The 23,138-nt window shown below is 58.8% G+C and carries 20 protein-coding genes and 1 pseudogene; 8 read left to right on the top strand and 13 right to left on the bottom strand.

Annotation, left to right across the window (positions count from 1 at the left end; genetic code table 11):
• Window positions 1-32: 32 nt before the first annotated feature.
• From yidC to rpmH, 4 genes are read right to left on the bottom strand one after another with little or no spacing between them, the layout of a single operon-like run.
• Window positions 33-1,736 carry a membrane protein insertase YidC gene (gene yidC, locus ACHPFG_RS00875; protein WP_431701350.1) on the bottom strand — a complete coding sequence of 568 codons (1,704 nt, stop codon included), beginning with the start codon at window positions 1,734-1,736 and terminating at the stop codon, window positions 33-35.
• A gap of 2 nt (window positions 1,737-1,738) precedes the next feature.
• Complete coding sequence (gene yidD / locus ACHPFG_RS00880) at window positions 1,739-1,984, bottom strand: membrane protein insertion efficiency factor YidD (RefSeq protein WP_010207715.1); 246 nt, start codon at window positions 1,982-1,984, stop codon at window positions 1,739-1,741.
• On the bottom strand, window positions 1,977-2,381 hold the full coding sequence (gene rnpA / locus ACHPFG_RS00885; protein WP_431703539.1) for a ribonuclease P protein component: 405 nt from the start codon (window positions 2,379-2,381) through the stop codon (window positions 1,977-1,979). The genes yidD and rnpA overlap by 8 nt, the downstream gene beginning before the upstream one ends.
• A gap of 16 nt (window positions 2,382-2,397) precedes the next feature.
• Window positions 2,398-2,532, bottom strand: a complete 135-nt coding sequence (gene rpmH, locus ACHPFG_RS00890; protein ID WP_003213577.1) for a 50S ribosomal protein L34 — start codon at window positions 2,530-2,532, stop codon at window positions 2,398-2,400.
• A gap of 585 nt (window positions 2,533-3,117) precedes the next feature.
• On the opposite strand from rpmH, the gene dnaA reads away from it, so the two are divergent.
• From dnaA to gyrB, 4 genes are read left to right on the top strand one after another with little or no spacing between them, the layout of a single operon-like run.
• A complete protein-coding gene (gene dnaA, locus ACHPFG_RS00895; RefSeq protein WP_131699627.1) occupies window positions 3,118-4,638 on the top strand; it encodes a chromosomal replication initiator protein DnaA in 1,521 nt (506 codons plus the stop codon).
• Between the two features lie 38 nt (window positions 4,639-4,676).
• Entirely contained in the window at window positions 4,677-5,780 is a 1,104-nt protein-coding gene (dnaN, locus tag ACHPFG_RS00900) for a DNA polymerase III subunit beta (RefSeq protein ID WP_065926810.1), read from the top strand.
• Window positions 5,781-5,800: 20 nt separating this feature from the next.
• Window positions 5,801-6,904, top strand: coding sequence for a DNA replication/repair protein RecF (gene recF / locus ACHPFG_RS00905; RefSeq protein ID WP_012721452.1), 1,104 nt, complete (start codon window positions 5,801-5,803; stop codon window positions 6,902-6,904).
• Window positions 6,905-6,908: 4 nt separating this feature from the next.
• Window positions 6,909-9,326 (top strand): DNA topoisomerase (ATP-hydrolyzing) subunit B, encoded by a 2,418-nt coding sequence (gene gyrB, locus ACHPFG_RS00910; RefSeq protein WP_431701351.1) that lies wholly within the window; start codon window positions 6,909-6,911, stop codon window positions 9,324-9,326.
• Between the two features lie 99 nt (window positions 9,327-9,425).
• On the opposite strand, the gene ACHPFG_RS00915 is transcribed toward gyrB, so the two are convergent.
• The gene (locus tag ACHPFG_RS00915) at window positions 9,426-10,148 is read right to left on the bottom strand and encodes a response regulator transcription factor (protein ID WP_431701352.1); all 723 of its coding nucleotides are present in this window, start codon (window positions 10,146-10,148) and stop codon (window positions 9,426-9,428) included.
• A gap of 285 nt (window positions 10,149-10,433) precedes the next feature.
• Between ACHPFG_RS00915 and ACHPFG_RS00920 the strand changes: the two are divergent.
• Window positions 10,434-10,594: pseudogene (locus ACHPFG_RS00920) on the top strand (hypothetical protein); the annotation flags it as partial.
• A gap of 3 nt (window positions 10,595-10,597) precedes the next feature.
• Window positions 10,598-12,880, top strand: coding sequence for a CHASE2 domain-containing protein (locus tag ACHPFG_RS00925; protein ID WP_167655881.1), 2,283 nt, complete (start codon window positions 10,598-10,600; stop codon window positions 12,878-12,880).
• A gap of 178 nt (window positions 12,881-13,058) precedes the next feature.
• On the opposite strand, the gene ACHPFG_RS00930 is transcribed toward ACHPFG_RS00925, so the two are convergent.
• The 4 genes from ACHPFG_RS00930 to glyQ all read right to left on the bottom strand — a co-directional run bounded on the left by ACHPFG_RS00930 (window position 13,059) and on the right by glyQ (window position 17,455).
• Window positions 13,059-13,829 carry a lysophospholipid acyltransferase family protein gene (locus ACHPFG_RS00930; protein ID WP_431701353.1) on the bottom strand — a complete coding sequence of 257 codons (771 nt, stop codon included), beginning with the start codon at window positions 13,827-13,829 and terminating at the stop codon, window positions 13,059-13,061.
• Between the two features lie 82 nt (window positions 13,830-13,911).
• The gene (gene gmhB, locus ACHPFG_RS00935; protein ID WP_431703540.1) at window positions 13,912-14,451 is read right to left on the bottom strand and encodes a D-glycero-beta-D-manno-heptose 1,7-bisphosphate 7-phosphatase; all 540 of its coding nucleotides are present in this window, start codon (window positions 14,449-14,451) and stop codon (window positions 13,912-13,914) included.
• On the bottom strand, window positions 14,451-16,505 hold the full coding sequence (glyS, locus tag ACHPFG_RS00940) for a glycine--tRNA ligase subunit beta (RefSeq protein ID WP_431701354.1): 2,055 nt from the start codon (window positions 16,503-16,505) through the stop codon (window positions 14,451-14,453). Before glyS ends, gmhB begins: the two co-directional genes overlap by 1 nt.
• Window positions 16,502-17,455 carry a glycine--tRNA ligase subunit alpha gene (gene glyQ, locus ACHPFG_RS00945; protein WP_003187265.1) on the bottom strand — a complete coding sequence of 318 codons (954 nt, stop codon included), beginning with the start codon at window positions 17,453-17,455 and terminating at the stop codon, window positions 16,502-16,504. The genes glyS and glyQ overlap by 4 nt, the downstream gene beginning before the upstream one ends.
• A gap of 81 nt (window positions 17,456-17,536) precedes the next feature.
• Here glyQ and ACHPFG_RS00950 point away from each other — a divergent pair, with 81 nt between their 5' ends.
• Window positions 17,537-18,094, top strand: coding sequence for a DNA-3-methyladenine glycosylase I (locus ACHPFG_RS00950; RefSeq protein WP_145338372.1), 558 nt, complete (start codon window positions 17,537-17,539; stop codon window positions 18,092-18,094).
• A gap of 40 nt (window positions 18,095-18,134) precedes the next feature.
• Complete coding sequence (locus tag ACHPFG_RS00955) at window positions 18,135-19,022, top strand: lysophospholipid acyltransferase (protein WP_431701355.1); 888 nt, start codon at window positions 18,135-18,137, stop codon at window positions 19,020-19,022.
• Window positions 19,023-19,146: 124 nt separating this feature from the next.
• Here ACHPFG_RS00955 and ACHPFG_RS00960 read toward each other — a convergent pair whose 3' ends face one another.
• Genes ACHPFG_RS00960 through fmt form a run of 4 tightly spaced genes read right to left on the bottom strand, consistent with a single transcriptional unit; the run spans window position 19,147 to window position 23,133 of the window.
• Entirely contained in the window at window positions 19,147-19,458 is a 312-nt protein-coding gene (locus ACHPFG_RS00960; protein ID WP_431701356.1) for a tetratricopeptide repeat protein, read from the bottom strand.
• Window positions 19,459-19,476: 18 nt separating this feature from the next.
• Window positions 19,477-20,850, bottom strand: coding sequence for a Trk system potassium transporter TrkA (gene trkA, locus ACHPFG_RS00965; RefSeq protein ID WP_027608153.1), 1,374 nt, complete (start codon window positions 20,848-20,850; stop codon window positions 19,477-19,479).
• A 22-nt stretch (window positions 20,851-20,872) separates the two neighbouring features.
• Complete coding sequence (rsmB, locus tag ACHPFG_RS00970; RefSeq protein ID WP_431701357.1) at window positions 20,873-22,183, bottom strand: 16S rRNA (cytosine(967)-C(5))-methyltransferase RsmB; 1,311 nt, start codon at window positions 22,181-22,183, stop codon at window positions 20,873-20,875.
• On the bottom strand, window positions 22,180-23,133 hold the full coding sequence (gene fmt, locus ACHPFG_RS00975; RefSeq protein ID WP_431701358.1) for a methionyl-tRNA formyltransferase: 954 nt from the start codon (window positions 23,131-23,133) through the stop codon (window positions 22,180-22,182). The genes rsmB and fmt overlap by 4 nt, the downstream gene beginning before the upstream one ends.
• Between the last annotated feature and the right edge of the window lie 5 nt (window positions 23,134-23,138).

Consider the following 23,138-nt stretch of genomic DNA (forward strand, 5'->3'; position numbering starts at 1 on the left):
GGGGCGTCTTGAGTGGTTATCCACAGAGTAAATTACGCCTCGGCTTTTTTGGTAGCCGCTTCGATTTTACGTGTGATGTACCACTGTTGAGAGATCGACAACACGTTGTTGACCACCCAGTACAGAACCAGACCAGCTGGGAACCACAGGAAGAAGAAGGTGAAGATGATTGGCATCATTTTCATCACTTTGGCCTGCATCGGATCCGGGGGTGTCGGGTTCAGGCGCTGCTGGATAAACATGGTCGCGCCCATGATGATCGGCAGGATAAAGAACGGGTCTTTGATCGACAGGTCAGTTATCCACAGCATGAACGGTGCCTGACGCATTTCCACGCTTTCCAGGAGTACCCAGTAAAGCGAAAGGAATACCGGCATCTGCACCAGAATCGGCAAGCATCCACCCAACGGGTTGATCTTCTCTTTCTTGTACAGCTCCATCATGGCCTGCGACATTTTCTGCCGGTCATCACCATGTTGTTCTTTCAGCGCGGCCAGTTTAGGGGCCACGGCACGCATGCGCGCCATCGACTTGTAGCTGGCGGCCGACAGTGGGAAGAAGATCCCCTTGATCAGCATGGTCAGGAAGATGATCGACCAGCCCCAGTTACCGACGATGCTGTGGATATGTTGCAGCAGCCAGAAGATCGGCTGGGCAATGAACCACAGGATGCCGTAGTCCACAGTCAGTTCCAGACCTGGGGATAACTCTTTCAACACCGCTTGGCTTTTCGGGCCGGCGTACAGGGTTGCGCTGGTTTCAGCCTTGGCACCTGGAGCGACGGTCAACGCCGGGCCGGTGTAGCCAATGATGTAGTTACCTTTGCTGTCCTTGCGCGCCAGTACGGCATTGTTCTGGCCAGGCTGAGGAATCCACGCAGTTACGAAGTAGTGTTGCAGCCAGGCTACCCAACCACCGTTCACGTTATAGGTGATCGGTGCCTTGGTTTTGTCTTCGGCCACCTTATCCATGTCTTTCATGGATACTTTTTTGTACGGTTCCGAACTTGTCCACAGGGCTGCGCCCAGGTAAGTCGCGGTACCGGTCGCAGTGCTGGACGATGGATCGGAGCTGGCGTCACGCTTGAGCTGCGCAAACATTGCGCCGGTCCAAGGCTGAGCGCTCTGGTTGTCGATCAAATAGGTGACAACGATGTCGTACAGCCCGCGCTTGAGTGTGAAGCGCTTGATGTAGTTGACGCCGTCCTTGCTGAACTTCAAGTCCACGACCAGCTGGTCTTGGCCATCCGCCAGTTGATAGCTCTTCTTCTCCGCAGAGAAAATCGGACGACCGGTTGCGCTCGCATCAGGACCGTTGGTGCCGATCAGGCCACTTTGTGCCTGGTAAACACGTTCGCCACCGTTATCGAACAACTGGAATGGAATTTCCGGGTGATCCTGACGACGCGGATACAGCGGAAGTGTCAGTTTGGCAACATCGCCACCTTGCGGGTCGATAGCCAGGTCCAATACATCCGTCTTGATCTGGATGAGGTCGGTGCTTGTGGCAACTGCAACTTCGGCAGGTGCTTTTGTTTCGCCCGCTGCGCGTGGAATGTCATCACTGGCGGCAGTATTGGTGCCACTTACTGTATCGGGAAGTCCCGCTGGAACAGCATTGGCAGCAACATTCTGAGTCGGCAGGGCAGCTTGGCCATAGTCCTGGTTCCACTTAAGGACCATGACGTAGGACACGATTGCCAGGGCGACGATCAGGATCGTGCGTTTAATATCCATGATTACTCGGCCATCGAAGAAGAACGGGAGGTAGGGATAGGTGGAACCGGGTCATAACCACCGGGATTCCACGGATGACAGCGACCTAAACGACGAAAGGTCAGCCAGCCACCGCGCAGAAGACCATGATTTTCTATGGCCTCTAACGCGTAGCAGGAACAACTGGGGTAGAAACGACAGTGGCTGGCCATCAGAGGACTAATGGCATAGCGATAAAACTGGATCGGAACGAGTGCCAGTTTACGCATCGGTGCTGTCTACCCCTACAGTTTCGGTGCTGACTGCTGGTGCTGGTTTGTTGGTACGCGCCAGACGTTTCCAGAGCTTGCCGAAATGCTGAATCAATTCGGGGTTTTCTACATCCCCCAAGCCTTTGCGCGCGACGATAACAATATCCCAACCAACCAGAGTGTCCTGGTGGAGGCGAAACGATTCGCGCATCAGACGCTTGAGGCGATTGCGCTCAACGGAGAGCTTTACGCTCTTCTTGCCGATCACCAACCCGAGACGGGGGTAATCAAGATCGTTGTTACGCGCAAGGAGCAGGAGATTTTTCCCCGGAACCTTGCCGGTGGGGGAGTCAAAGACTGCCTTGAAGTGCCGGGGGGTTAGCAGACGCTTTTCCCGACTGAAGTCCTGACTCACCACCAGTACCGGATTATCAAACTGCCAGACGCGCACGACCTTTGGCGCGGCGACGCGACAGGACAGCACGGCCGTTCTTGGTAGCCATGCGAGCACGGAAGCCGTGGGTACGGGCGCGTTTGATGGTGCTTGGTTGGAAAGTACGTTTCATGGCGTTGTTACCTGGTTCGTCCACAACGGGCCGGAATGGCCCCCGTTTTAAGAGACCGGCGATTCTAGAGAAAGCAAGCCTCTAGGTCAATTTCCAACCAGCTTTTCCTTCAATTAGATCTTTACGAGCCTCCAGCCCTTTTCTTTCCGTTCTGCTTCCACGAGCAATGCCATAGATATAAAAATAAAGAAGGAAGTTATTTAAAGCTTTTCTGTAAAGCTTATAAAAGCTAGGCAGGCCATCCTCTGTGGATAACTGCCTTAAGGCCTTATTCCACGTGATGTACAGAGAATGACAAAACGGGGGAGAAACGGTGCTCTGCCTGTGCTGCGCTGTCGGATAAGCTGTGTGTGGAATGGCATGTTATCCACAGGCCAGTTACCCACAGACTTTCGCCCCCACTTGTACAACGAGCTCAGGCACGCTTATCCACAGAGCTTATGCACAGACCATCTGTCGCATTTTTTGCAGTTAAGGCATTGATTTTGGCTGGCCTGTGAGCAACCTACATGTGGATAAGTGGGCTGCTGGCCGCTACAATGGCGGCTGTTTTTGCCTCACCGGCTTTCAACTTAGGGGATATCCGTGTCAGTGGAACTTTGGCAGCAGTGCGTTGAGCTTTTGCGCGATGAGCTGCCTGCCCAGCAATTCAACACCTGGATCCGCCCGCTACAGGTCGAAGCCGAAGGCGACGAGTTGCGTGTCTATGCGCCCAATCGTTTTGTTCTCGACTGGGTCAACGAAAAGTACCTGAGCCGCGTTCTCGAATTGCTCGATGAACACGGCAATGGCCTCGCGCCCGTGCTCTCCTTATTGATAGGCAGCAAACGCAGCTCGGCACCTCGTGCTGCACCGAATGCTCCGCTCGCAGCGAGTGCCTCGCAGGCTCAAGTCGCCGCGGCGCCTGTTAATAACTCGCCAGCGCCGGTTGCCCAGACGCCTTCGAAATCCTCGTCGCAGAAAAACGCGCCTATAAATGAAGAGCCGTCCCGCGACAGCTTCGATCCAATGGCGGGCGCCAGTTCCCAGCAGGCTCCGGTCCGCGCCGAGCAGCGCACGGTACAGGTCGAAGGCGCGCTCAAGCACACCAGCTACCTGAACCGCACGTTCACCTTTGAGAACTTCGTCGAAGGTAAATCCAACCAGCTGGCCCGCGCGGCCGCCTGGCAGGTCGCAGACAACCCCAAGCACGGTTACAACCCGCTCTTCCTTTATGGCGGCGTTGGCTTGGGTAAGACCCACTTGATGCACGCTGTGGGTAACCACCTATTAAAGAAGAACCCGAATGCCAAGGTTGTATACCTGCACTCGGAGCGCTTCGTGGCTGACATGGTCAAGGCCCTGCAGCTCAATGCGATCAACGAGTTCAAGCGGTTCTACCGCTCCGTTGATGCATTGCTGATCGATGACATTCAATTCTTCGCGCGTAAGGAGCGTTCCCAGGAAGAGTTTTTCCATACGTTCAACGCCCTGCTCGAAGGTGGCCAACAGGTCATCCTGACCAGTGACCGTTACCCGAAGGAAATCGAAGGCCTGGAAGAACGCTTGAAGTCGCGCTTTGGTTGGGGCCTTACCGTTGCGGTAGAGCCGCCGGAGTTGGAAACCCGCGTTGCGATCCTGATGAAAAAGGCCGATCAGGCGAAAGTCGATCTGCCCCACGACGCTGCGTTTTTCATCGCCCAACGCATTCGCTCCAACGTGCGTGAGCTGGAAGGTGCGCTCAAGCGTGTCATCGCGCACTCTCACTTCATGGGCCGCGACATCACCATCGAGCTGATTCGCGAATCCCTGAAAGACTTGCTGGCATTGCAGGACAAACTGGTGAGTGTGGATAACATCCAGCGCACCGTGGCCGAGTACTACAAGATCAAGATTTCCGACCTGTTGTCCAAGCGCCGTTCGCGCTCGGTGGCTCGTCCGCGTCAGGTGGCCATGGCACTCTCCAAGGAGTTGACCAACCATAGCCTGCCGGAAATCGGTGATGTGTTTGGCGGCCGCGACCACACCACGGTCTTGCACGCGTGCCGCAAGATCAACGAGCTTAAGGAATCCGACGCGGATATTCGCGAGGACTACAAGAACCTGCTGCGTACACTGACTACTTGATGACACCAGCGCAGCTTATTAAGGCAAGGGACTAGACCATGCATTTCACCATTCAACGCGAAGCCCTGTTGAAACCCCTGCAACTGGTCGCAGGCGTCGTCGAGCGCCGACAGACCTTGCCGGTGCTCTCCAACGTATTGCTGGTGGTCGAAGGCCAGCAATTGTCCCTGACCGGTACCGACCTGGAAGTCGAGCTGGTCGGTCGCGTGCAACTGGAAGAACCCGCTGAACCTGGCGAGATCACAGTACCTGCGCGCAAGTTGATGGACATCTGCAAAAGCCTGCCGAACGACGCGCTGATCGACATTAAGGTTGATGAGCAGAAGTTGGTGGTCAAGGCGGGACGCAGCCGTTTCACGCTGTCTACTTTGCCGGCCAATGATTTCCCGACTGTGGAAGAAGGCCCAGGCTCACTGACCTGCAGCCTGGAGCAAAGCAAACTGCGCCGTCTGATTGAGCGTACCAGCTTCGCCATGGCTCAGCAGGACGTGCGTTACTACCTCAACGGCATGCTGCTGGAAGTGTCGGAAGGCATCATCCGCGCCGTGGCCACCGACGGCCACCGTCTGGCGATGTGCTCGATGCGCGCCGATATCGGTCAACCTGATCGTCATCAGGTGATCGTGCCGCGTAAGGGTATTCTCGAACTGGCGCGCCTGCTCACTGAGCCGGATGGCAATGTCAGCATCGTACTGGGTCAGCACCATATCCGCGCGACTACCGGCGAGTTCACCTTCACCTCCAAGCTGGTTGACGGCAAGTTCCCGGATTACGAGCGCGTTCTGCCTAAAGGCGGCGACAAGTTGGTGATCGGTGATCGCCAGGCCCTGCGTGAAGCGTTCAGCCGTACTGCGATTCTGTCCAACGAGAAGTACCGTGGTATTCGTCTGCAACTGGCCAATGGTCAGTTGAAAATCCAGGCCAATAACCCGGAGCAGGAAGAAGCGGAAGAGGAAGTGGGCGTTGATTACAACGGCGGCACTTTGGAAATCGGCTTCAACGTGAGCTACTTGCTGGACGTGCTGGGTGTGATGACCACCGAACAGGTTCGCCTGATCCTGTCCGACTCCAACAGCAGCGCCCTGGTGCAGGAATCCGATAATGACGACTCGGCTTACGTTGTTATGCCGATGCGTCTGTAATCATGCTCAGCAGAAGCTAGATGTCCCTTAGTCGCGTCTCGGTCACCGCGGTGCGCAATTTGCACCCGGTGACCTTCTCCCCCTCCCCCCGCATCAATATCCTCCACGGCGCCAACGGCAGTGGCAAAACCAGCGTGCTGGAAGCCATCCACCTGCTAGGGCTTGCCCGTTCCTTTCGCAGTGCCCGCTTGTTGCCGGTGATTCAGTATGAACAACTGGCCTGCACAGTATTTGGCCAAGTCGAACTTGCAGAAGGTGGGCACAGCAGCCTGGGGATTTCTCGTGATCGCGGCGGTGAGTTCCAGATTCGCATCGACGGGCAGAATGCTCGCAGTGCTGCGCAACTGGCAGAGATCCTGCCATTGCAACTGATCAACCCTGACAGCTTCCGCTTGCTGGAAGGCGCGCCAAAAATCCGCAGGCAGTTCCTCGACTGGGGAGTGTTCCACGTGGAACCGCGATTCATGGCCACTTGGCAGCGCCTGCAGAAGGCCCTGCGGCAGCGGAACTCATGGCTGCGGCATGGTACACTTGACGCCGCTTCGCAAGCGGCCTGGGACCGGGAATTGTGCCTGGCCAGCGACGAAATAGATGAATACCGCCGCGCCTATATCAAAGCCTTGAAACCAGTCTTTGAGCAGACCTTGAGCGAGTTGTTGGATCTCGAGGGGCTGACGCTGAGTTACTACCGTGGTTGGGATAAAGAACGTGAGCTGAGTGCAGTGCTCGCGACGTCCCTGCAGCGGGATCAGCAAATTGGCCATACCCAGGCCGGACCCCAACGGGCTGATTTGCGTCTTAGATTAGGCGCACACAATGCTGCGGACATCTTGTCCCGCGGCCAGCAGAAGTTGGTGGTGTGTGCACTGCGTATCGCCCAGGGTCATCTGGTTAGCCAAGCCCGACGTGGTCAGTGTATTTATCTGGTGGATGACTTGCCGTCTGAACTCGACGAGCAACATCGCCGTGCGTTATGCCGCTTGTTGGAAGAATTACGCTGCCAGGTGTTTATCACCTGTGTAGACCACGAATTATTGAGGGAAGGCTGGCAGACGGAAACGCCAGTCGCTTTGTTCCACGTGGAACAAGGCCGTATCACCCAGACCCACGACCATCGGGAGTGAAGGCATGAGCGAAGAAAACACGTACGACTCGACCAGCATTAAAGTGCTGAAAGGTTTGGATGCCGTACGCAAACGTCCCGGTATGTACATTGGCGACACTGATGACGGTAGCGGTCTGCACCACATGGTGTTCGAGGTGGTCGACAACTCCATCGACGAAGCTCTGGCCGGTCACTGCGACGACATCAGCATCATCATCCATCCGGACGAATCCATTACTGTGCGCGACAACGGTCGTGGCATCCCGGTAGATGTGCACAAAGAAGAAGGCGTTTCGGCGGCAGAGGTCATCATGACCGTGCTCCACGCCGGCGGTAAGTTCGACGATAACTCCTATAAAGTCTCCGGTGGTTTGCACGGTGTGGGTGTGTCGGTGGTGAATGCTCTGTCCGAAGAGCTGATCCTGACCGTTCGCCGCAGTGGCAAGATCTGGGAGCAGACCTATGTCCACGGTGTGCCACAGGAGCCGATGAAAATCGTTGGCGACAGTGAAACCACCGGTACCCAGATCCATTTCAAGCCATCGGCTGATACCTTCAAGAACATCCACTTCAGCTGGGACATCCTGGCCAAGCGTATTCGTGAACTGTCCTTTCTTAACTCCGGTGTGGGTATCATCCTCAAGGACGAACGCAGCGGCAAGGAAGAACTGTTCAAGTACGAAGGCGGCTTGCGTGCGTTCGTTGAATACCTGAACACCAACAAGACTGCGGTCAACCAGGTGTTCCACTTCAACGTCCAGCGTGAAGACGGCATTGGCGTGGAAATCGCCCTGCAATGGAACGACAGCTTCAACGAGAACCTGTTGTGCTTCACCAACAACATTCCACAGCGTGACGGTGGTACTCACTTGGTGGGTTTCCGTTCCGCGCTGACGCGTAACCTGAACACCTACATCGAAGCCGAAGGCCTGGCGAAGAAGCATAAAGTTGCCACCACTGGTGACGATGCGCGTGAAGGTCTGACCGCGATTATTTCGGTGAAAGTGCCGGACCCTAAATTCAGCTCCCAGACCAAAGATAAGCTGGTGTCTTCCGAAGTGAAAACTGCGGTTGAACAGGAGATGGGCAAGTACTTCTCCGACTTCCTGCTGGAAAACCCGAACGAAGCCAAACTGGTTGTCGGCAAGATGATCGACGCCGCGCGTGCCCGTGAAGCGGCGCGTAAAGCTCGTGAGATGACTCGTCGTAAAGGCGCGCTGGATATTGCCGGCTTGCCAGGCAAACTGGCTGACTGCCAGGAGAAGGACCCTGCCCTCTCCGAACTGTACTTGGTGGAAGGTGACTCTGCTGGCGGTTCCGCCAAGCAGGGTCGTAATCGTCGCACCCAGGCCATCCTGCCGTTGAAGGGTAAGATCCTCAACGTTGAGAAGGCTCGCTTCGACAAGATGATTTCCTCCCAGGAAGTCGGCACCTTGATCACGGCACTGGGCTGCGGTATTGGCCGTGACGAGTACAACATCGACAAGCTGCGCTATCACAACATCATCATCATGACCGATGCTGACGTCGACGGTTCGCACATCCGTACCCTGCTGCTGACCTTCTTCTTCCGTCAGTTGCCGGAGCTGATCGAGCGTGGCTACATCTACATCGCCCAGCCGCCGTTGTACAAAGTGAAGAAAGGCAAGCAAGAGCAATACATCAAAGACGACGACGCCATGGAAGAGTACATGACGCAGTCGGCCCTGGAAGATGCCAGCCTGCACTTGAACGACGAAGCCCCGGGCATCTCCGGCGAGGCGCTGGAGCGCCTGGTTAACGACTTCCGTATGGTGATGAAGACGCTCAAGCGCCTGTCGCGCCTGTACCCACAGGAACTGACCGAGCACTTCATCTACCTGCCGTCCGTAAGCCTGGAGCAGTTGGGCGACCACGCACACATGCAAGAATGGCTGGCCCAGTACGAAGTACGCCTGCGCACTGTCGAAAAATCCGGCCTGGTGTACAAAGCCAGTCTGCGTGAAGACCGTGAGCGTAATGTCTGGCTGCCAGAGGTCGAATTGATCTCCCACGGCCTGTCGAACTACGTCACCTTCAACCGCGACTTCTTCGGCAGCAACGACTACAAGACCGTTGTGACCCTCGGCGCGCAACTGAGCACCCTGCTGGACGACGGTGCTTATATTCAGCGTGGCGAGCGTAAGAAAGCGGTCAAGGAGTTCAAGGAAGCTCTGGACTGGTTGATGGCGGAAAGCACCAAGCGCCACACTATCCAGCGATACAAAGGTCTGGGCGAAATGAACCCGGACCAACTGTGGGAAACCACCATGGACCCAGCCCAGCGCCGTATGCTGCGTGTGACCATCGAAGACGCCATTGGCGCAGACCAGATCTTCAACACCCTGATGGGTGATGCGGTCGAACCTCGTCGTGACTTCATCGAGAGCAATGCCTTGGCGGTGTCTAACCTGGACTTCTGATCCAGGCGCGACCCCCAAAATAAAAAAGGCCAACGCATAGCGTTGGCCTTTTTTATTGCGAATGGTCTGCAAAATGCTCCACGTGGAACATCATGGTTTTTATCCAGAAGAAGCCGCAGCCACGCTCTCCAACCGGTACCCATACCCATAGATCGTCAACAACTGCCAACCCCTATCAGCGGTAAGCCCGAGCTTGTTGCGTAGCCGATAGATATGCGTATCCAGCGGCCGAGAGGACACCATTTCTTCATGGGTCCAGAACCGCTCATAAAGGTACTCGCGCGACAGGGGCCGAGCCAGGTTGGCGAACAAGCAGCTCGCCAGACGGTATTCGCGCTCGGTGAGGTTGATCGGTTTGCCTGCGCGCGTGACGGTCAACTCTGCGTCGTCGAAGGTCAGGTCATTGAAACTCTGCACTTCGGGGGTCGCCGATTTCTGCAGGCCATGCCGACGCAGAACGGCTGTAACTCGCGCCTTCAGTTCGTTAGGGCGAAAGGGTTTGCTGACGTAATCGTCGGCGCCACTGTTCAATGCGGTAACGATATCGCTTTCGGCATCACGGCTGGTGAGCATGATAACAGCGGGTGGTGACTCCATGTGCTCACGGGTCCAGCGCAGCAAAGCAATACCGGTGATGTCGGGCAGTTGCCAGTCGAGTATCAACAGGTCGAAGGTCTCCCGGCGCAATTGACGCAGCAGGCCTTCGCCGCGCTCGAAGCAATGCAGGGTCCAGGGTTGTTCGGCGGTGCTGGGGATTTGTCGCAGTGTCTGTTCCACCCGTCGCAATTCTGCGGGTTCGTCATCCAGTATTGCGACACGCATGGGAGGGTCCTTTCTTTTTGAAGAGTACGGCAGTCGTATATTGAGGGGCACGTACTGCGCAGATGCCGGTCATTGAATCTGAAGAATTGTGCTCAGGTTCGTCGACCCCTTGGATCTCTCGGTAGGCTGGGATCAATAAGCGAATACGCCATTGAAAGTCTTCCATACCTATGTGGGAAAGATACCGACTCCAGGCGTTAAGGAAAAGGATCAGCCGACGCATGCGCTGTCGTAAACTCCTGTGCCCTGATAGTGGATGCCCTTTGGAATCCCCGCGTTATGAACATCAAGCAGGAAGTTTTTTCCACCGCGCCGAAAATGAGCTTCACTGGGCTCAAAGCGTCGTTCTATCACGTACGTATGTCGGCTTACGACGTGCAACGCCTGAGGAGGAATCGGGGGCCTATGCCATCATCTACCGCATGCCAACAACACCGGCGCGTTGATCCATGATGCTCTGGGGAAAGGCCGAAAAGCGCCAACCCACCCATGCCCAGCGCCTGTTCCACGGTCTGGTACGGGAGTGGTTATGGATTGGTTTGCTGCTGTTGCCAATCACTGCCTACCTCTCGATGAGTCCAGGCCTGGCCTTGAACAACCCGCTATACGACAGCCTTCGCCGCCTGGCGCCACTGCCGGTGGACCCGCGCATCCTGCTGGTGACCATCGATGACCCTAGCCTGAAGAAACTCGGCCAGTGGCCTTGGCCGCGTAGTTTGCACGCCGACCTGATCGATCGTCTTAGCGCAGCGCAGCCGGCCGGTATCTTGTTTGATGTGATCTTCAGCGAGCCCGGTAACCCGGTTAATGACAAGCGCTTGGCCGACTCGGTGTGCAACGCCGGCAACGTATTGTTGCCCTTGGCCCGTGACGATTCCACCAGCTACAGCCAGCCCGGGACACAAATGCTGTCACTGCTCAAATGTGCCAAGGGTGTCGGGCATATCAATGTGGAGGCGGATAGCGATGGCGTGGTGCGCAGGCTGTATATGCGTGAGGGGCCAGCCGGCGCCACAGCGCTTCAGTTAGCGTGGCTGGCCTTCGCGATGAGCGGGCAATCGGCCGAGATGCCCGGGCAGGCCCTGACGTCGATCACCCAGGATTGGCACCGGGAGCATGCCGTCCGTATCCCGTTTATTGCTGCCGACACCCATTTCCCGAGCGTGTCTTATGTCAGCGTATTACGCGGTGAGGTCCCTCCCGAGCGGTTGCGGGGCCGTCTGATTCTGGTGGGGGCGACAGCGTCGGGCATGGGCGATCGTTTTGTCACACCGCTCTCTCCTATGGCCGGCACCACCGCGGGTGTGGAGATCCAGGCCAATGTGCTCAATGGCTTGCTGCAAGATCGAAGTATTGTGGACTTGCCCGGATGGCTGGCCGCACTGATCGCAACGTCCCTGGTGGCGATGCTGCTGGGCCTGCTGCTCTACCGCCCGCGCTATGCGCTGTGGATGACCCTGGGGTGCATGTTCATGGCCTTGGTGGGTTCAGCGGCCTTGTTGCGCCTGGGCTACTGGTGGTCGCCTGCGGCCTGCTTGATCGGTTTGCTGCTCAGCTACCTGATCTGGAACTGGCGTCGTTTGAGTGTGATCCTGGCCTACTTCGGCTGGGAATTGGCGCGCCTGGATAACGAACCCAAAGTCTTGCCCGAACGCCGTCGCGCACCCGCCAACAAAGGTGACGTATTGCAGGGCCGTATCTTTGCCCTGGAGCAAGCCGTAAGTCGTACGCGGGACACCCGACGTTTTATGGCCGATGGGTTGGAATGCTTGCCGGTGGCGACACTGATCACCGACACCCAGGCTAATATCCTTTTGGCCAACCGTATTGCGCGGGAAGTATTCGGCAATGACTTGATCAACCATAACCTTCTGGAGCAGCTGGCTGACCTCGGTTATCCGCCGCTGCACAATGGCGTACGCCCCACCCTCTCAACGCTGGAACTCGTTGAGTTTCGTGATATCCACCAACGCAGCCTGCGCATGGAGCTTGCCCCCCTGCTGCCGGCGGAAGGGGATGTGGCGCTGGGCTGGCTGCTGAGCCTCACCGACCTGAGCAAGGAACGCGAAGCCCAGCAGCATCGGGAAACCATGCTGCGCTTCCTCTCCCACGACTTGCGCGCACCCCACTCGGCGATCCTCGCACTGTTGGATGTGCACAACAGTGAGTCGCCGATTTTTGCCCAGATCGAGCAGCAGGTACGCCGCGCCTTGGGCCTGACCGAATCATTTGTGCAACTGGCTAGGGCTGAGGCCGATGGCTACCAGTTCGAGCCAACGCTGTTCGCCATGTTGGTAATGGATGCCTTTGATCAAGTGGCAGTGATCGCCCACCTCAAAGGTATTCACTTGGTCCACGATCTGGACGAGGCCGACGAAGGGATGGTGTCAGCCGATCAATCATTGCTCACCCGCGCATTGTTCAATGTGCTGGAGAACGCGATCAAATACTCCCGGTCCGGTACCACCGTTCGGCTGCGACACAGCAGCGCGCAAGGCTGGTTGGAATGCCGCATCAGCGACCAGGGCCCCGGGATAGCCGCCGAGGATTTGCCTGAGCTGTTCAGCCAGTACAAGCGCTTTGACTCGGCCCAAGGCAGCGAAGGGTTGGGGTTGGGACTGAGCATGGTCAAGGCGGTCGTTGAGCGTCATGGGGGCCGTATCGGGTGTGAAAGCACCGTGGGCAAAGGCACCACTTTCAGCCTGCAGCTGCCCTTGCTGGACGACTGCTAAACGTAGTTTTCTGCTGTGCATAAAAAACCGGTCTCAAGGACCGGTTTTTTAATGCGGAAAAAACTTATGCACGTTTTTTTAGATTTTATCTGTTTTAGAAATATCTAAGTAAATCAACTTATTAGGGTGAAAAAAAGCCAATTCGCCAACAAACCGTGCACAGGTTATCCACAGATGCTCATACCACCGGCGTCTCCACTACAATCGGCTCCGGCGGCAGAGAGCCCATGGCCCGCTGCTGCGCTTCATTCCATGCCTGGGCACGGTCATTCAGCGCGGCAATGGCACGTGGGCCTTCCCCTTCTGCGTACATTGGCTCGCCTATCACCACAGTGATAGTGCCTGCGCGTTTTGCCCAACCCGTCTTCGGCCAGAACCTGCCGGCGTTATGCGCAATCGGCAGCACCGGCAGGTTGGCGTTGACCGCCAATGCCGTACCTCCACGGGAGAACTTGCCTATGGTCCCAAAGGGGACTCGTGTACCTTCCGGAAAGATCAGCACCCACACGCCGTCCTTGAGCAGCTCATCGCCCTTCTTGGCGACATGCTTGAGCGCCGCCTTGGGGTTGTCACGGTCGATAGCGATCGGGCGCAACATGGCCATGGCCCAGCCGAAGAACGGCACGTACAGCAGCTCACGCTTGAGCACCTGGCTCAAGGGCGAGAAGTAAGCCGAGAGGAAGAAGGTCTCCCAAGTGCTCTGGTGATTCGACAGAATCACGCACGGCTGGTCCGGTACGTTTTCAGCGCCCTTGATCTCGAAACGAATGTTCAGGAACACCTTGGTCAGCCACAACGCGCAGCGGCACCAATAGACGTTGATAAAGCGATAGCGCGCCTTGAACGGCAGGAACGGCGCAATAAAAAAGCTCAGGGTGCACCAGAGAAACGAACTGGTGCCCAACAGCAGGTAAAAGAAAAAGGTTCTGATGGCCTGCAAAATCGACATGGCGGCATTTACCGTTGCGGGACATGGCCCGCCTGTTAAAAGCGCACTCCCGAACAGTCCTTGGCCAGGAAGTCGAGGGCGGCTAGTTGTTGATAAGTTCTGCGGCAACCGCCGCCAGATCGTCAAAAATCAAGGTGCCTACCGGCAGGTTTTTCGCCTGGGTCTTTTCGCCTTTCCCGGTCTTTACCAAAACTGGCTGAGAGTCGACGGCTTTGGCCGCCTCCAGGTCACCGAGGCTGTCCCCGACGAACCATATCCCAGCCAAAGGCACCTTGTAATGTTCTGCAATGGTTTTCAACATGCCGGGTTTGGGTTTGCGGCAATCGCAGCCCTCATCCGGCCCGTGAGGGCAGTAAACCACCAGCCCCACCTCACCGCCCTGCTCCGCCACCAGCGTGCGCAAGCGCGCATGCATGGCGTCCAGGGTGGCGATGTCGTAATAGCCACGGGCGATACCGGACTGGTTGGTGGCGATGGCCACCGTCCAGCCGGATTTGCTCAACTGCGCGATGGCCTCGATCGAACCGGGCAGTGGAATCCATTCCGCCACCGACTTGATGTAAGCGTCGGAGTCGTAGTTGATCACCCCGTCCCGATCGAGAATCAGCAGTTTCAACATGATCAGCTCAGCGTCGAAATGTCAGCGATGTTGACGAACAAGCCACGCAGACGCGCCAGCATGGCGTAGCGGTTTTTCCGCACGCCGGCATCTTCGGCATTGATCATCACCGCTTCGAAGAACGCATCCACCGGCTCACGCAAGGTAGCCAGACGTGCCAAGGCTTCGGCGTAATTGCGTTCGGCGATCAGCGGCTTCACCGCATTCTCTGCCTTGGCAATGGCCGAGTTCAGCGAGAACTCCTTGGCGTCGGCAAACAGGCCAGGGTCGACATCGGCGTTGCCCAGGCCTTCGGCCTTGCTCAGCAGGTTCGACACTCGCTTGTTCACGGCGGCCAGGGCATCGGCTTCCGGCAGCTTGCGGAAGGCCTGTACGGCTTGTACGCGCTGATCGAAGTCCAGCGCCGAACCCGGTTGCAGGGCACGTACCGACAGGTAGACGGAAACGTCCACGCCTTCGTCTTCATAACGCGCACGCAGGCGGTCGAACACGAACTCCAACACTTGCTCGGCCAGGCCGGCTTGCTTGACCTTGCCACCGAACTGGCCGACCGCGAACACCACGGCCTGGGTCAGGTCGAGGTCCAGCTTCTTGTCGATCAGGATACGCAGCACGCCCAGGGCCGCACGACGCAGGGCATAAGGGTCTTTGCTACCGGTGGGCAGCATGCCGATACCGAAGATACCGACCAGGGTATCCAGCTTGTCGGCGATGGCCACGGCCGCACCGGTCAGGGTGGCCGGCAGCTCAGCGCCGGCACCGCGGGGCATGTACTGCTCGTTCAGCGCCAGGGCAACATCGTCTGGCTCGCCATCGTTGAGGGCGTAGTAGTAACCGGCAACGCCTTGCATCTCCGGGAACTCGCCAACCATCTCGGTGGCCAGGTCGCACTTGGACAGCAAGCCTGCACGCGCAGCCCAGGCGGCATCACCGCCAATGCGTGGGGCAATGTAGGCCGCCAGCTTGGAAACGCGCACAGCCTTGTCGTAGACGCTGCCGAGTTTTTCCTGGAACACCACGTTCTGCAGGCGCAGGTTGAAGTCTTCCAGCTTCTGCTTCTTGTCTTGCTTGAAGAAGAACTCGGCGTCAGTCAGGCGCGGGCGAACGACTTTCTCGTTACCGGCGATGATCTGCTGCGGGTCCTTGCTGTCGATGTTGGCCACGGTGATAAAGCGCGGCAGCAACTTACCGTCCACGTCCAGCAGGCAGAAATACTTCTGGTTGTCCTGCATGGTGGTGATCAGTGCTTCCTGCGGCACGTCGAGGAAACGTTCTTCGAACGAGCACACCAGCGGCACCGGCCATTCAACCAGCGCGGTCACTTCGTCGAGCAGGCTTGGCGGCACGATGGCGGTGCCTTCCTGCAGGCGGGCCAGTTCTTCGGTACGCTTGCTGATCAGCTCGCGACGCTCGTTGGCATCGGCCAGCACGTAAGCAGCCCGCAGATCGGCGGCATAGTTAGCCGGCGAAGTGATGCGCACCGCTTCTGGATGGTGGAAGCGATGGCCGCGGGAGTCACGGCCAGCCTTCTGGGCGAGGATGGTGCAGTCGATGACCTGGTCACCGAGCAGCATCACCAGCCACTGGGTCGGGCGCACGAACTCTTCCTTGCGCGCGCCCCAGCGCATGCGCTTGGGGATCGGCAGGTCGTTCAGGGAGTCTTCGACGAGGGTCGGCAACAGGCTGGCGGTCGGCTTGCCTTTGATGACCTGGCTGAAACGCAGTTTCGGGCCGCTCTGGTCGATCTCGCTCAGCTCGACGCCACACTTCTTGGCGAAGCCCAGTGCGGCTTGGGTCGGGTTGCCTTCGGCGTCGAAAGCCGCCTGGCGTGGTGGGCCGTCGAGGTTGATGCTGCGGTCCGGCTGCTGGGTTTCCAGCGCGGTCAGCAACACGGCCAGGCGGCGCGGCGCGGCGTAGACTTTTTTCGCTTCAAACTTCAGGCCAGCGCTCTGCAGGCCTTTTTCGATACCGGCCAGGAACGCATCGGCCAGGGTATTGAGTGCCTTGGGTGGCAGCTCTTCGGTGCCCAGTTCAACCAGGAAATCTTGAGCACTCATTGTGCAGCCTCCAGCTTAGCCAACACTTCATCACGCAGGTCCGGGGTGGCCATCGGGAAGCCCAGCTTGGCGCGAGCCAGCAGGTAGGCTTGGGCGACGGAACGTGCCAGGGTGCGTACACGCAGGATGTATTGCTGACGCGCGGTTACCGAGATGGCACGGCGGGCGTCCAGCAGGTTGAAGGTATGGGACGCCTTCAACACCATTTCATAGCTTGGCAACGGCAGCGGCTGGTCGAGTTCGATCAGGCGCTTGGCTTCGCTTTCATAGAAGTCGAACAGTTCGAACAGTTTGTCGACGTTGGCGTGTTCGAAGTTGTAGGTGGACTGCTCCACTTCGTTCTGGTGGAACACATCGCCATAGGTCACTTTGCCGAACGGGCCGTCAGCCCACACCAGGTCGTAGACCGAATCCACGCCCTGCAGGTACATGGCCAGGCGTTCAAGACCGTAGGTGATCTCGCCGGTCACCGGGTAGCACTCGATGCCGCCGGCCTGCTGGAAGTAAGTGAATTGCGTCACTTCCATGCCATTGAGCCAGACTTCCCAGCCCAGGCCCCAGGCGCCCAGGGTTGGGGATTCCCAGTTGTCTTCGACGAAACGGATGTCGTGCACCAGTGGGTCGAGACCCACGTGCTTGAGCGAGCCCAGGTACAGTTCCTGGAAGTTGTCCGGGTTCGGCTTCAGGACTACCTGGAATTGATAGTAGTGCTGCAGACGGTTCGGGTTTTCGCCGTAGCGGCCGTCAGTCGGTCGACGACTGGGCTGCACGTAAGCGGCGTTCCAGGTTTCCGGGCCGATGGCCCGCAGGAATGTAGCGGTGTGGAAAGTGCCGGCGCCTACTTCCATATCGTAGGGCTGAAGTACCACACAACCTTGCTCGGCCCAGTATTGCTGGAGGGCGAGGATCAAGTCTTGGAAGGTACGCACGGCTGGCGTAGGCTGGCTCACGAAATTCACCTGTTACTTGGGCTGCGATTTAAAGAGCGGGAGTATACCCGATTCGGCCGCGCCACCATCCCCTGGAGCCTTATGCCACGCTGCTTTTGGTGTTCTGAAGATCCGCTGTACATGGCTTATCACGATCAGGAGTGGGGAACGCCGCTGCGCGATGCGCAGGGTTTGTTCGAGTTGCTTTTGCTCGAAGGGTTCCAGGCGGGCCTGTCCTGGATCACCGTTTTACGCAAACGCGAGCATTATCGAAAGGTCTTGTTTGGTTTTGATGCCCGGCGTTTGGCACAGCTGACCGATGCCGAGATCGAAGCACTGATGCTCGACCCAGGCATTGTGCGTAACCGCCTCAAGCTCAACGCCACCCGGCGCAACGCCGCAGCCTGGCTGGCGCTTGAAGATCCGGTGGGGTTGCTCTGGTCGTTTGTCGGCGGCGTGCCCAAGGTCAATCACTTCAAGGACCGCAGCGAAGTCCCGGCGATTACGCCGGAGGCTGAAGCCATGAGCAAAGCACTCAAGAAAGCCGGCTTCACCTTTGTCGGCCCGACCATTTGTTACGCGTTCATGCAGGCCTCGGGCATGGTCATGGACCACACTCAGGACTGCGACCGTTACGCTGACTTGGCCAACGCCGGTTAGAATGGCGGCTTTGCGCACCACACACGATCAGGAGTGACCTGTGGAAAAGTTTAAAGGCGCCTTGCTGGTAGGCGCTCTTCGGTTGTTTGCCCTGCTGCCATGGCGCGCGGTGCAAGCCGTGGGTTCGGCCATCGGCTGGGTCATGTGGAAAACCCCCAACCGCTCCCGTGAAACGGTGCGGATCAACCTCTCAAAATGCTTCCCCGACATGGACCCCACCGCGCGCGAGCGCCTGGTCGGCCAGAGCCTGAAGGACATCGGCAAGTCCCTGACCGAAAGCGCCTGTGCCTGGATCTGGCCGGCCCAGCGTTCCATCGACCTGGTGCGCGAAGTCGAAGGCCTTGAGGTGCTGCACGAAGCCCTGGCCTCGGGCAAAGGTGTAGTCGGCATCACCAGCCACCTGGGCAATTGGGAGGTGTTGAACCACTTCTATTGCAGCCAATGCAAACCGATCATTTTTTACCGCCCGCCCAAGCTCAAGGCGGTGGATGAGTTGCTGCGCAAGCAGCGCGTACAACTGGGTAACCGCGTGGCGGCGTCCACCAAGGAAGGCATCCTCAGTGTGATCAAGGAAGTGCGCAAAGGCGGCCAGGTGGGGATTCCGGCGGACCCCGAGCCGGCCGAATCCGCAGGGATCTTCGTGCCGTTCTTCGCCACCCAGGCGCTCACGAGCAAGTTCGTGCCGAACATGCTCGCCGGCCACAAGGCCGTGGGGGTGTTCCTGCACGCACTGCGGCTGCCGGACGGTTCGGGCTACAAAGTGATCCTGGAAGCGGCGCCGGAAGACATGTACAGCACCGACACCGCCACCTCCTGCGCGGCGATGAGCAAGGTGGTAGAGCGCTACGTCGGCGCTTACCCGAGCCAGTACATGTGGAGCATGAAGCGCTTCAAGAAACGCCCGCCGGGTGAAGATCGGTGGTATTGACCCGGAGCCAATACAAAACCAAATGTGGGAGGGGGCTTGCCCCCGATAGCAGTGTGTCAGCCAATGCATATTTGACTGAACCACCGCTATCGGGAGCAAGCCCCCTCCCACATTTTCGATCTGCTTAGCTTTGGCGGCCGAGTTTCTTCAGGAACACTGTCATCTCTTTCTCGGCCTGCTTGTCGCCATGGGCCTGGGCGGCTTCGATGCCCTTCTCCCACGCCTGTCGCGCTGCGGCGCTATCACCCTGACCCAACTGCGCCTTGCCCAACAACTTCCACGCCGCCGAATACTTCGGATCGAACTCGACGCACTTGCCTAGATGCTCTGCCGCCTTGGCATTGTCCTTCAAGTCCAGATAACCCTTGCCCAGCCCAAAGCGCAGCAGCGAGTTATCCACCCCCTTGGCGAGCATTTTTTCCAGGGATTCGAGCATGTCGGTCACTCCGGTTGATCAGAAAAAGCTCAATCCCACGTGGAACAACTTCTCCACATCGCGGATATGTTTTTTATCCACCAGGAACAGGATCACGTGGTCACCCGTGGCGATCACCGTGTCGTCGTGGGCGATGATCACTTCCTCATCACGAATAATTGCGCCAATGGTGGTGCCCGGCGGCAGGCCTATATCCCGGATGGCCTTGCCGATCACTTTGCTCGATTTCGAATCACCGTGGGCAATCGCCTCGATGGCCTCCGCCGCCCCCCGGCGCAGGGAGTGCACGCTGACGATATCGCCCCGGCGCACGTGGGCGAGCAAGGTACCGATGGTGGCCAGCTGCGGGCTGATGGCGATGTCGATATCGCCGCCCTGGATCAGGTCGACATAGGCCGGGTTGTTGATGATGGTCATCACCTTCTTCGCCCCCAGCCGCTTGGCCAGCAGCGACGACATGATGTTGGCCTCGTCATCGTTGGTCAGGGCCAGGAAGATGTCGGCGTCGGCGATGTTTTCTTCCATCAGCAGGTCGCGGTCCGAGGCACTGCCTTGCAGTACGACGGTGCTGTCCAGGGTGTCGGACAAATGCCGGCAGCGTGCAGGGCTCATCTCGATGATCTTCACCTGGTAGCGACTCTCGATCGCTTCGGCCAGGCGCTCGCCAATCTGCCCGCCGCCGGCGATGACGATGCGTTTGTAGCTCTCATCGAGCCGACGCATTTCACTCATGACGGCACGAATATTCGCTTTGGCAGCGATGAAGAATACTTCGTCATCGGCCTCGATCACCGTATCGCCCTGGGGCAGGATCGGCCGGTCACGCCGAAAAATCGCGGCTACGCGGGTTTCCACATTCGGCATGTGTTCACGCAGTTGACGCAACTGCTGACCCACCAGCGGCCCGCCGTAATAGGCCTTCACGGCCACCAACTGCGCCTTGCCGCCAGCGAAGTCGATCACCTGCAAGGCGCCCGGAATTTCGATCAGGCGCTTGATGTAGTGGGTGACTACCTGTTCCGGGCTGATCAGCACGTCCACGGGGATAGCGTCGTTATCGAACAGGCCGGCGCGGGTCAGGTACGCGGCTTCGCGGACACGGGCGATCTTGGTCGGGGTGTGGAACAGGGTGTGGGCGACCTGGCACGCGACCATATTGGTCTCATCGCTGTTGGTAACGGCGACCAGCATGTCGGCATCGTCGGCGCCCGCCTGACGCAGCACGGTGGGAAACGATGCACGCCCTTGCACAGTGCGGATGTCCAGGCGGTCGCCCAAGTTGCGCAGGCGCTCGGCATCGGTGTCCACAACGGTGATGTCATTGGCTTCACTGGCCAAATGTTCGGCCAGTGTGCCGCCAACCTGCCCTGCTCCAAGGATGATGATTTTCATCCGGTCACTCCCTTAAACCCGTTCAGCCGCGCGCGGCGGCGATCTTGATCAGTTTGGCGTAGTAGAAACCATCATGCCCGCCTTCCTGTGCGAGTAACTGGCGGCCATGGGGCTGCTTGATACCGGCTGCCGTGGCGAGGTCCAGTTCCCGCGCGCCGCTGGTGCGGGCGAGGAAGGCTTGGATGACCTCGGTGTTTTCGGTCGGCAAGGTGGAGCAGGTGGCATAAAGCAGGATGCCGCCGACTTCGAGGGTCGGCCACAGTGCGTCGAGCAGTTCACCTTGCAGCACCGCCAGGGCGGCGATGTCGTCGGGTTGGCGGGTGAGCTTGATGTCCGGGTGACGGCGGATCACACCGGTGGCGGAACACGGCGCGTCGAGCAGGATGCGTTGGAACGGTTTGCCGTCCCACCAGCTGGCGGTGTCGCGGCCGTCGGCGGCGATCAGCTCGGCGCTGAGGCCCAGGCGTGCGAGGTTCTCCCGTACGCGTACCAGGCGCTTGGCTTCCAGATCGACAGCCACTACACCGGCCAGGTCCTTTTCAACTTCGAGGATGTGACACGTCTTACCGCCCGGAGCACAGCAGGCGTCCAGTACACGCTGACCGGGAGCCAGGTCGAGCAGGTCGGCGGCCAGTTGTGCGGCTTCGTCCTGCACACTGATCCAGCCTTCGGCGAAGCCCGGCAGGCTGCGCACGTCGGTGGCCGCTTCCAGCACGATGCCGTCGGTGCTGTACACGCATGGCGTGGCGTTGATACCTGCGTTCGTCAGCAATTGCAGATACGCATCACGGCTGTGATGGCGACGATTGACCCGCAGGATCATCGGCGGGTGCGCATTGTTGGCCGCGCAAATGGCTTCCCATTGCTCGGGCCAGAAGGCCTTCAGGGATTTTTGCAGCCAGCGCGGGTGAGCGGTGCGCACCACCGGGTCATGTTCCAACTCGGCCAGCAGTGCTTCGCTTTCGCGCTGGGCGCGGCGCAGTACCGCGTTGAGCAGGGCCTTGGCCCAGGGCTTTTTCAGCTTGTCGGCGCAACCGACGGTTTCACCGATGGCGGCGTGGGCCGGCACGCGGGTGTAGAGCAACTGATAGAGACCGACCAGCAGCAGCGCCTCGACATCAGCATCGGCCGCCTTGAACGGCTTTTGCAGCAGCTTGGCTGCCAGTGCCGACAACCGTGGTTGCCAGCGGGCGGTGCCGAAGGCCAGGTCTTGGGTGAAACCGCGATCGCGGTCTTCAACCTTATCCAATTGGGTGGGCAGCGAACTGTTCAGCGAAGCCTTGCCGTTGAGTACGGCGGCCAGGGCCTTGGCGGCGGCCAGACGTGGGTTCATTGGGCTGCCACTCCGAGGAGCGTGCCCAGGGAAAATTTCTCACGTCGACTGTTGTACAAATCGCTGAAATTAAGCGCTTTGCCACCGGGCAATTGCAGACGGGTCAGGCACAGCGCCTGTTCGCCGCAAGCGACCAGCAGGCCGTCCTTGCTGGCGCCGATGATTTCACCGGGTGCGCCTTTGCCGTCGGCCAAGGTCGCGGCCAACACTTTCAAGGCTTCGCCATTGAGGGTGCTGTGGCAGATCGGCCACGGGTTGAAGGCACGCACCAGGCGTTCCAGCTCCACCGCCGGGCGGCTCCAGTCGATGCGGGCTTCGTCCTTGTTCAGCTTGTGGGCGTAGGTGGCCAGGCTGTCGTCCTGCACCTCACCGTGCAGGGTTCCGGCAGCGAGACCGGCAATGGCCTGAATCACGGCGGGCGGGCCCATCTCGGCGAGGCGGTCGTGCAGGCTGCCACCCGTGTCTGCGCCCGTGATCGGGGTGGTGACTTTGAGCAGCATCGGGCCGGTGTCCAAACCCGCCTCCATGCGCATCACGGTCACGCCGCTTTCGCTGTCGCCTGCCTCCACGGCACGTTGGATCGGCGCTGCACCGCGCCAGCGTGGCAGCAGTGAGGCGTGGCTGTTGATGCAGCCCAGGCGGGGAATATCCAGCACGACCTGGGGCAGGATCAAACCGTAGGCCACCACCACCAGCAGGTCCGGTTGCAGCGCCGCCAGTTCAGCCTGGGCCTCGGCGTTGCGCAGGGTCGGCGGTTGCAGCACGGGGATGTTGTGTTCCAGCGCCAACTGCTTGACCGGGCTCGGCATTAGTTTTTGCCCGCGACCGGCCGGGCGGTCCGGCTGGGTGTACACCGCGACGATGTCATAAGGGCTGGCAAGCAGGGCCTTGAGGTGTTCGGCGGCAAATTCAGGCGTGCCGGCAAAAACAATGCGCAATGGCTCGGTCATGGGAA

Source organism: Pseudomonas sp. BR20 (assembly GCF_050780135.1).
In the GTDB taxonomy this organism is placed as follows: domain Bacteria; phylum Pseudomonadota; class Gammaproteobacteria; order Pseudomonadales; family Pseudomonadaceae; genus Aquipseudomonas.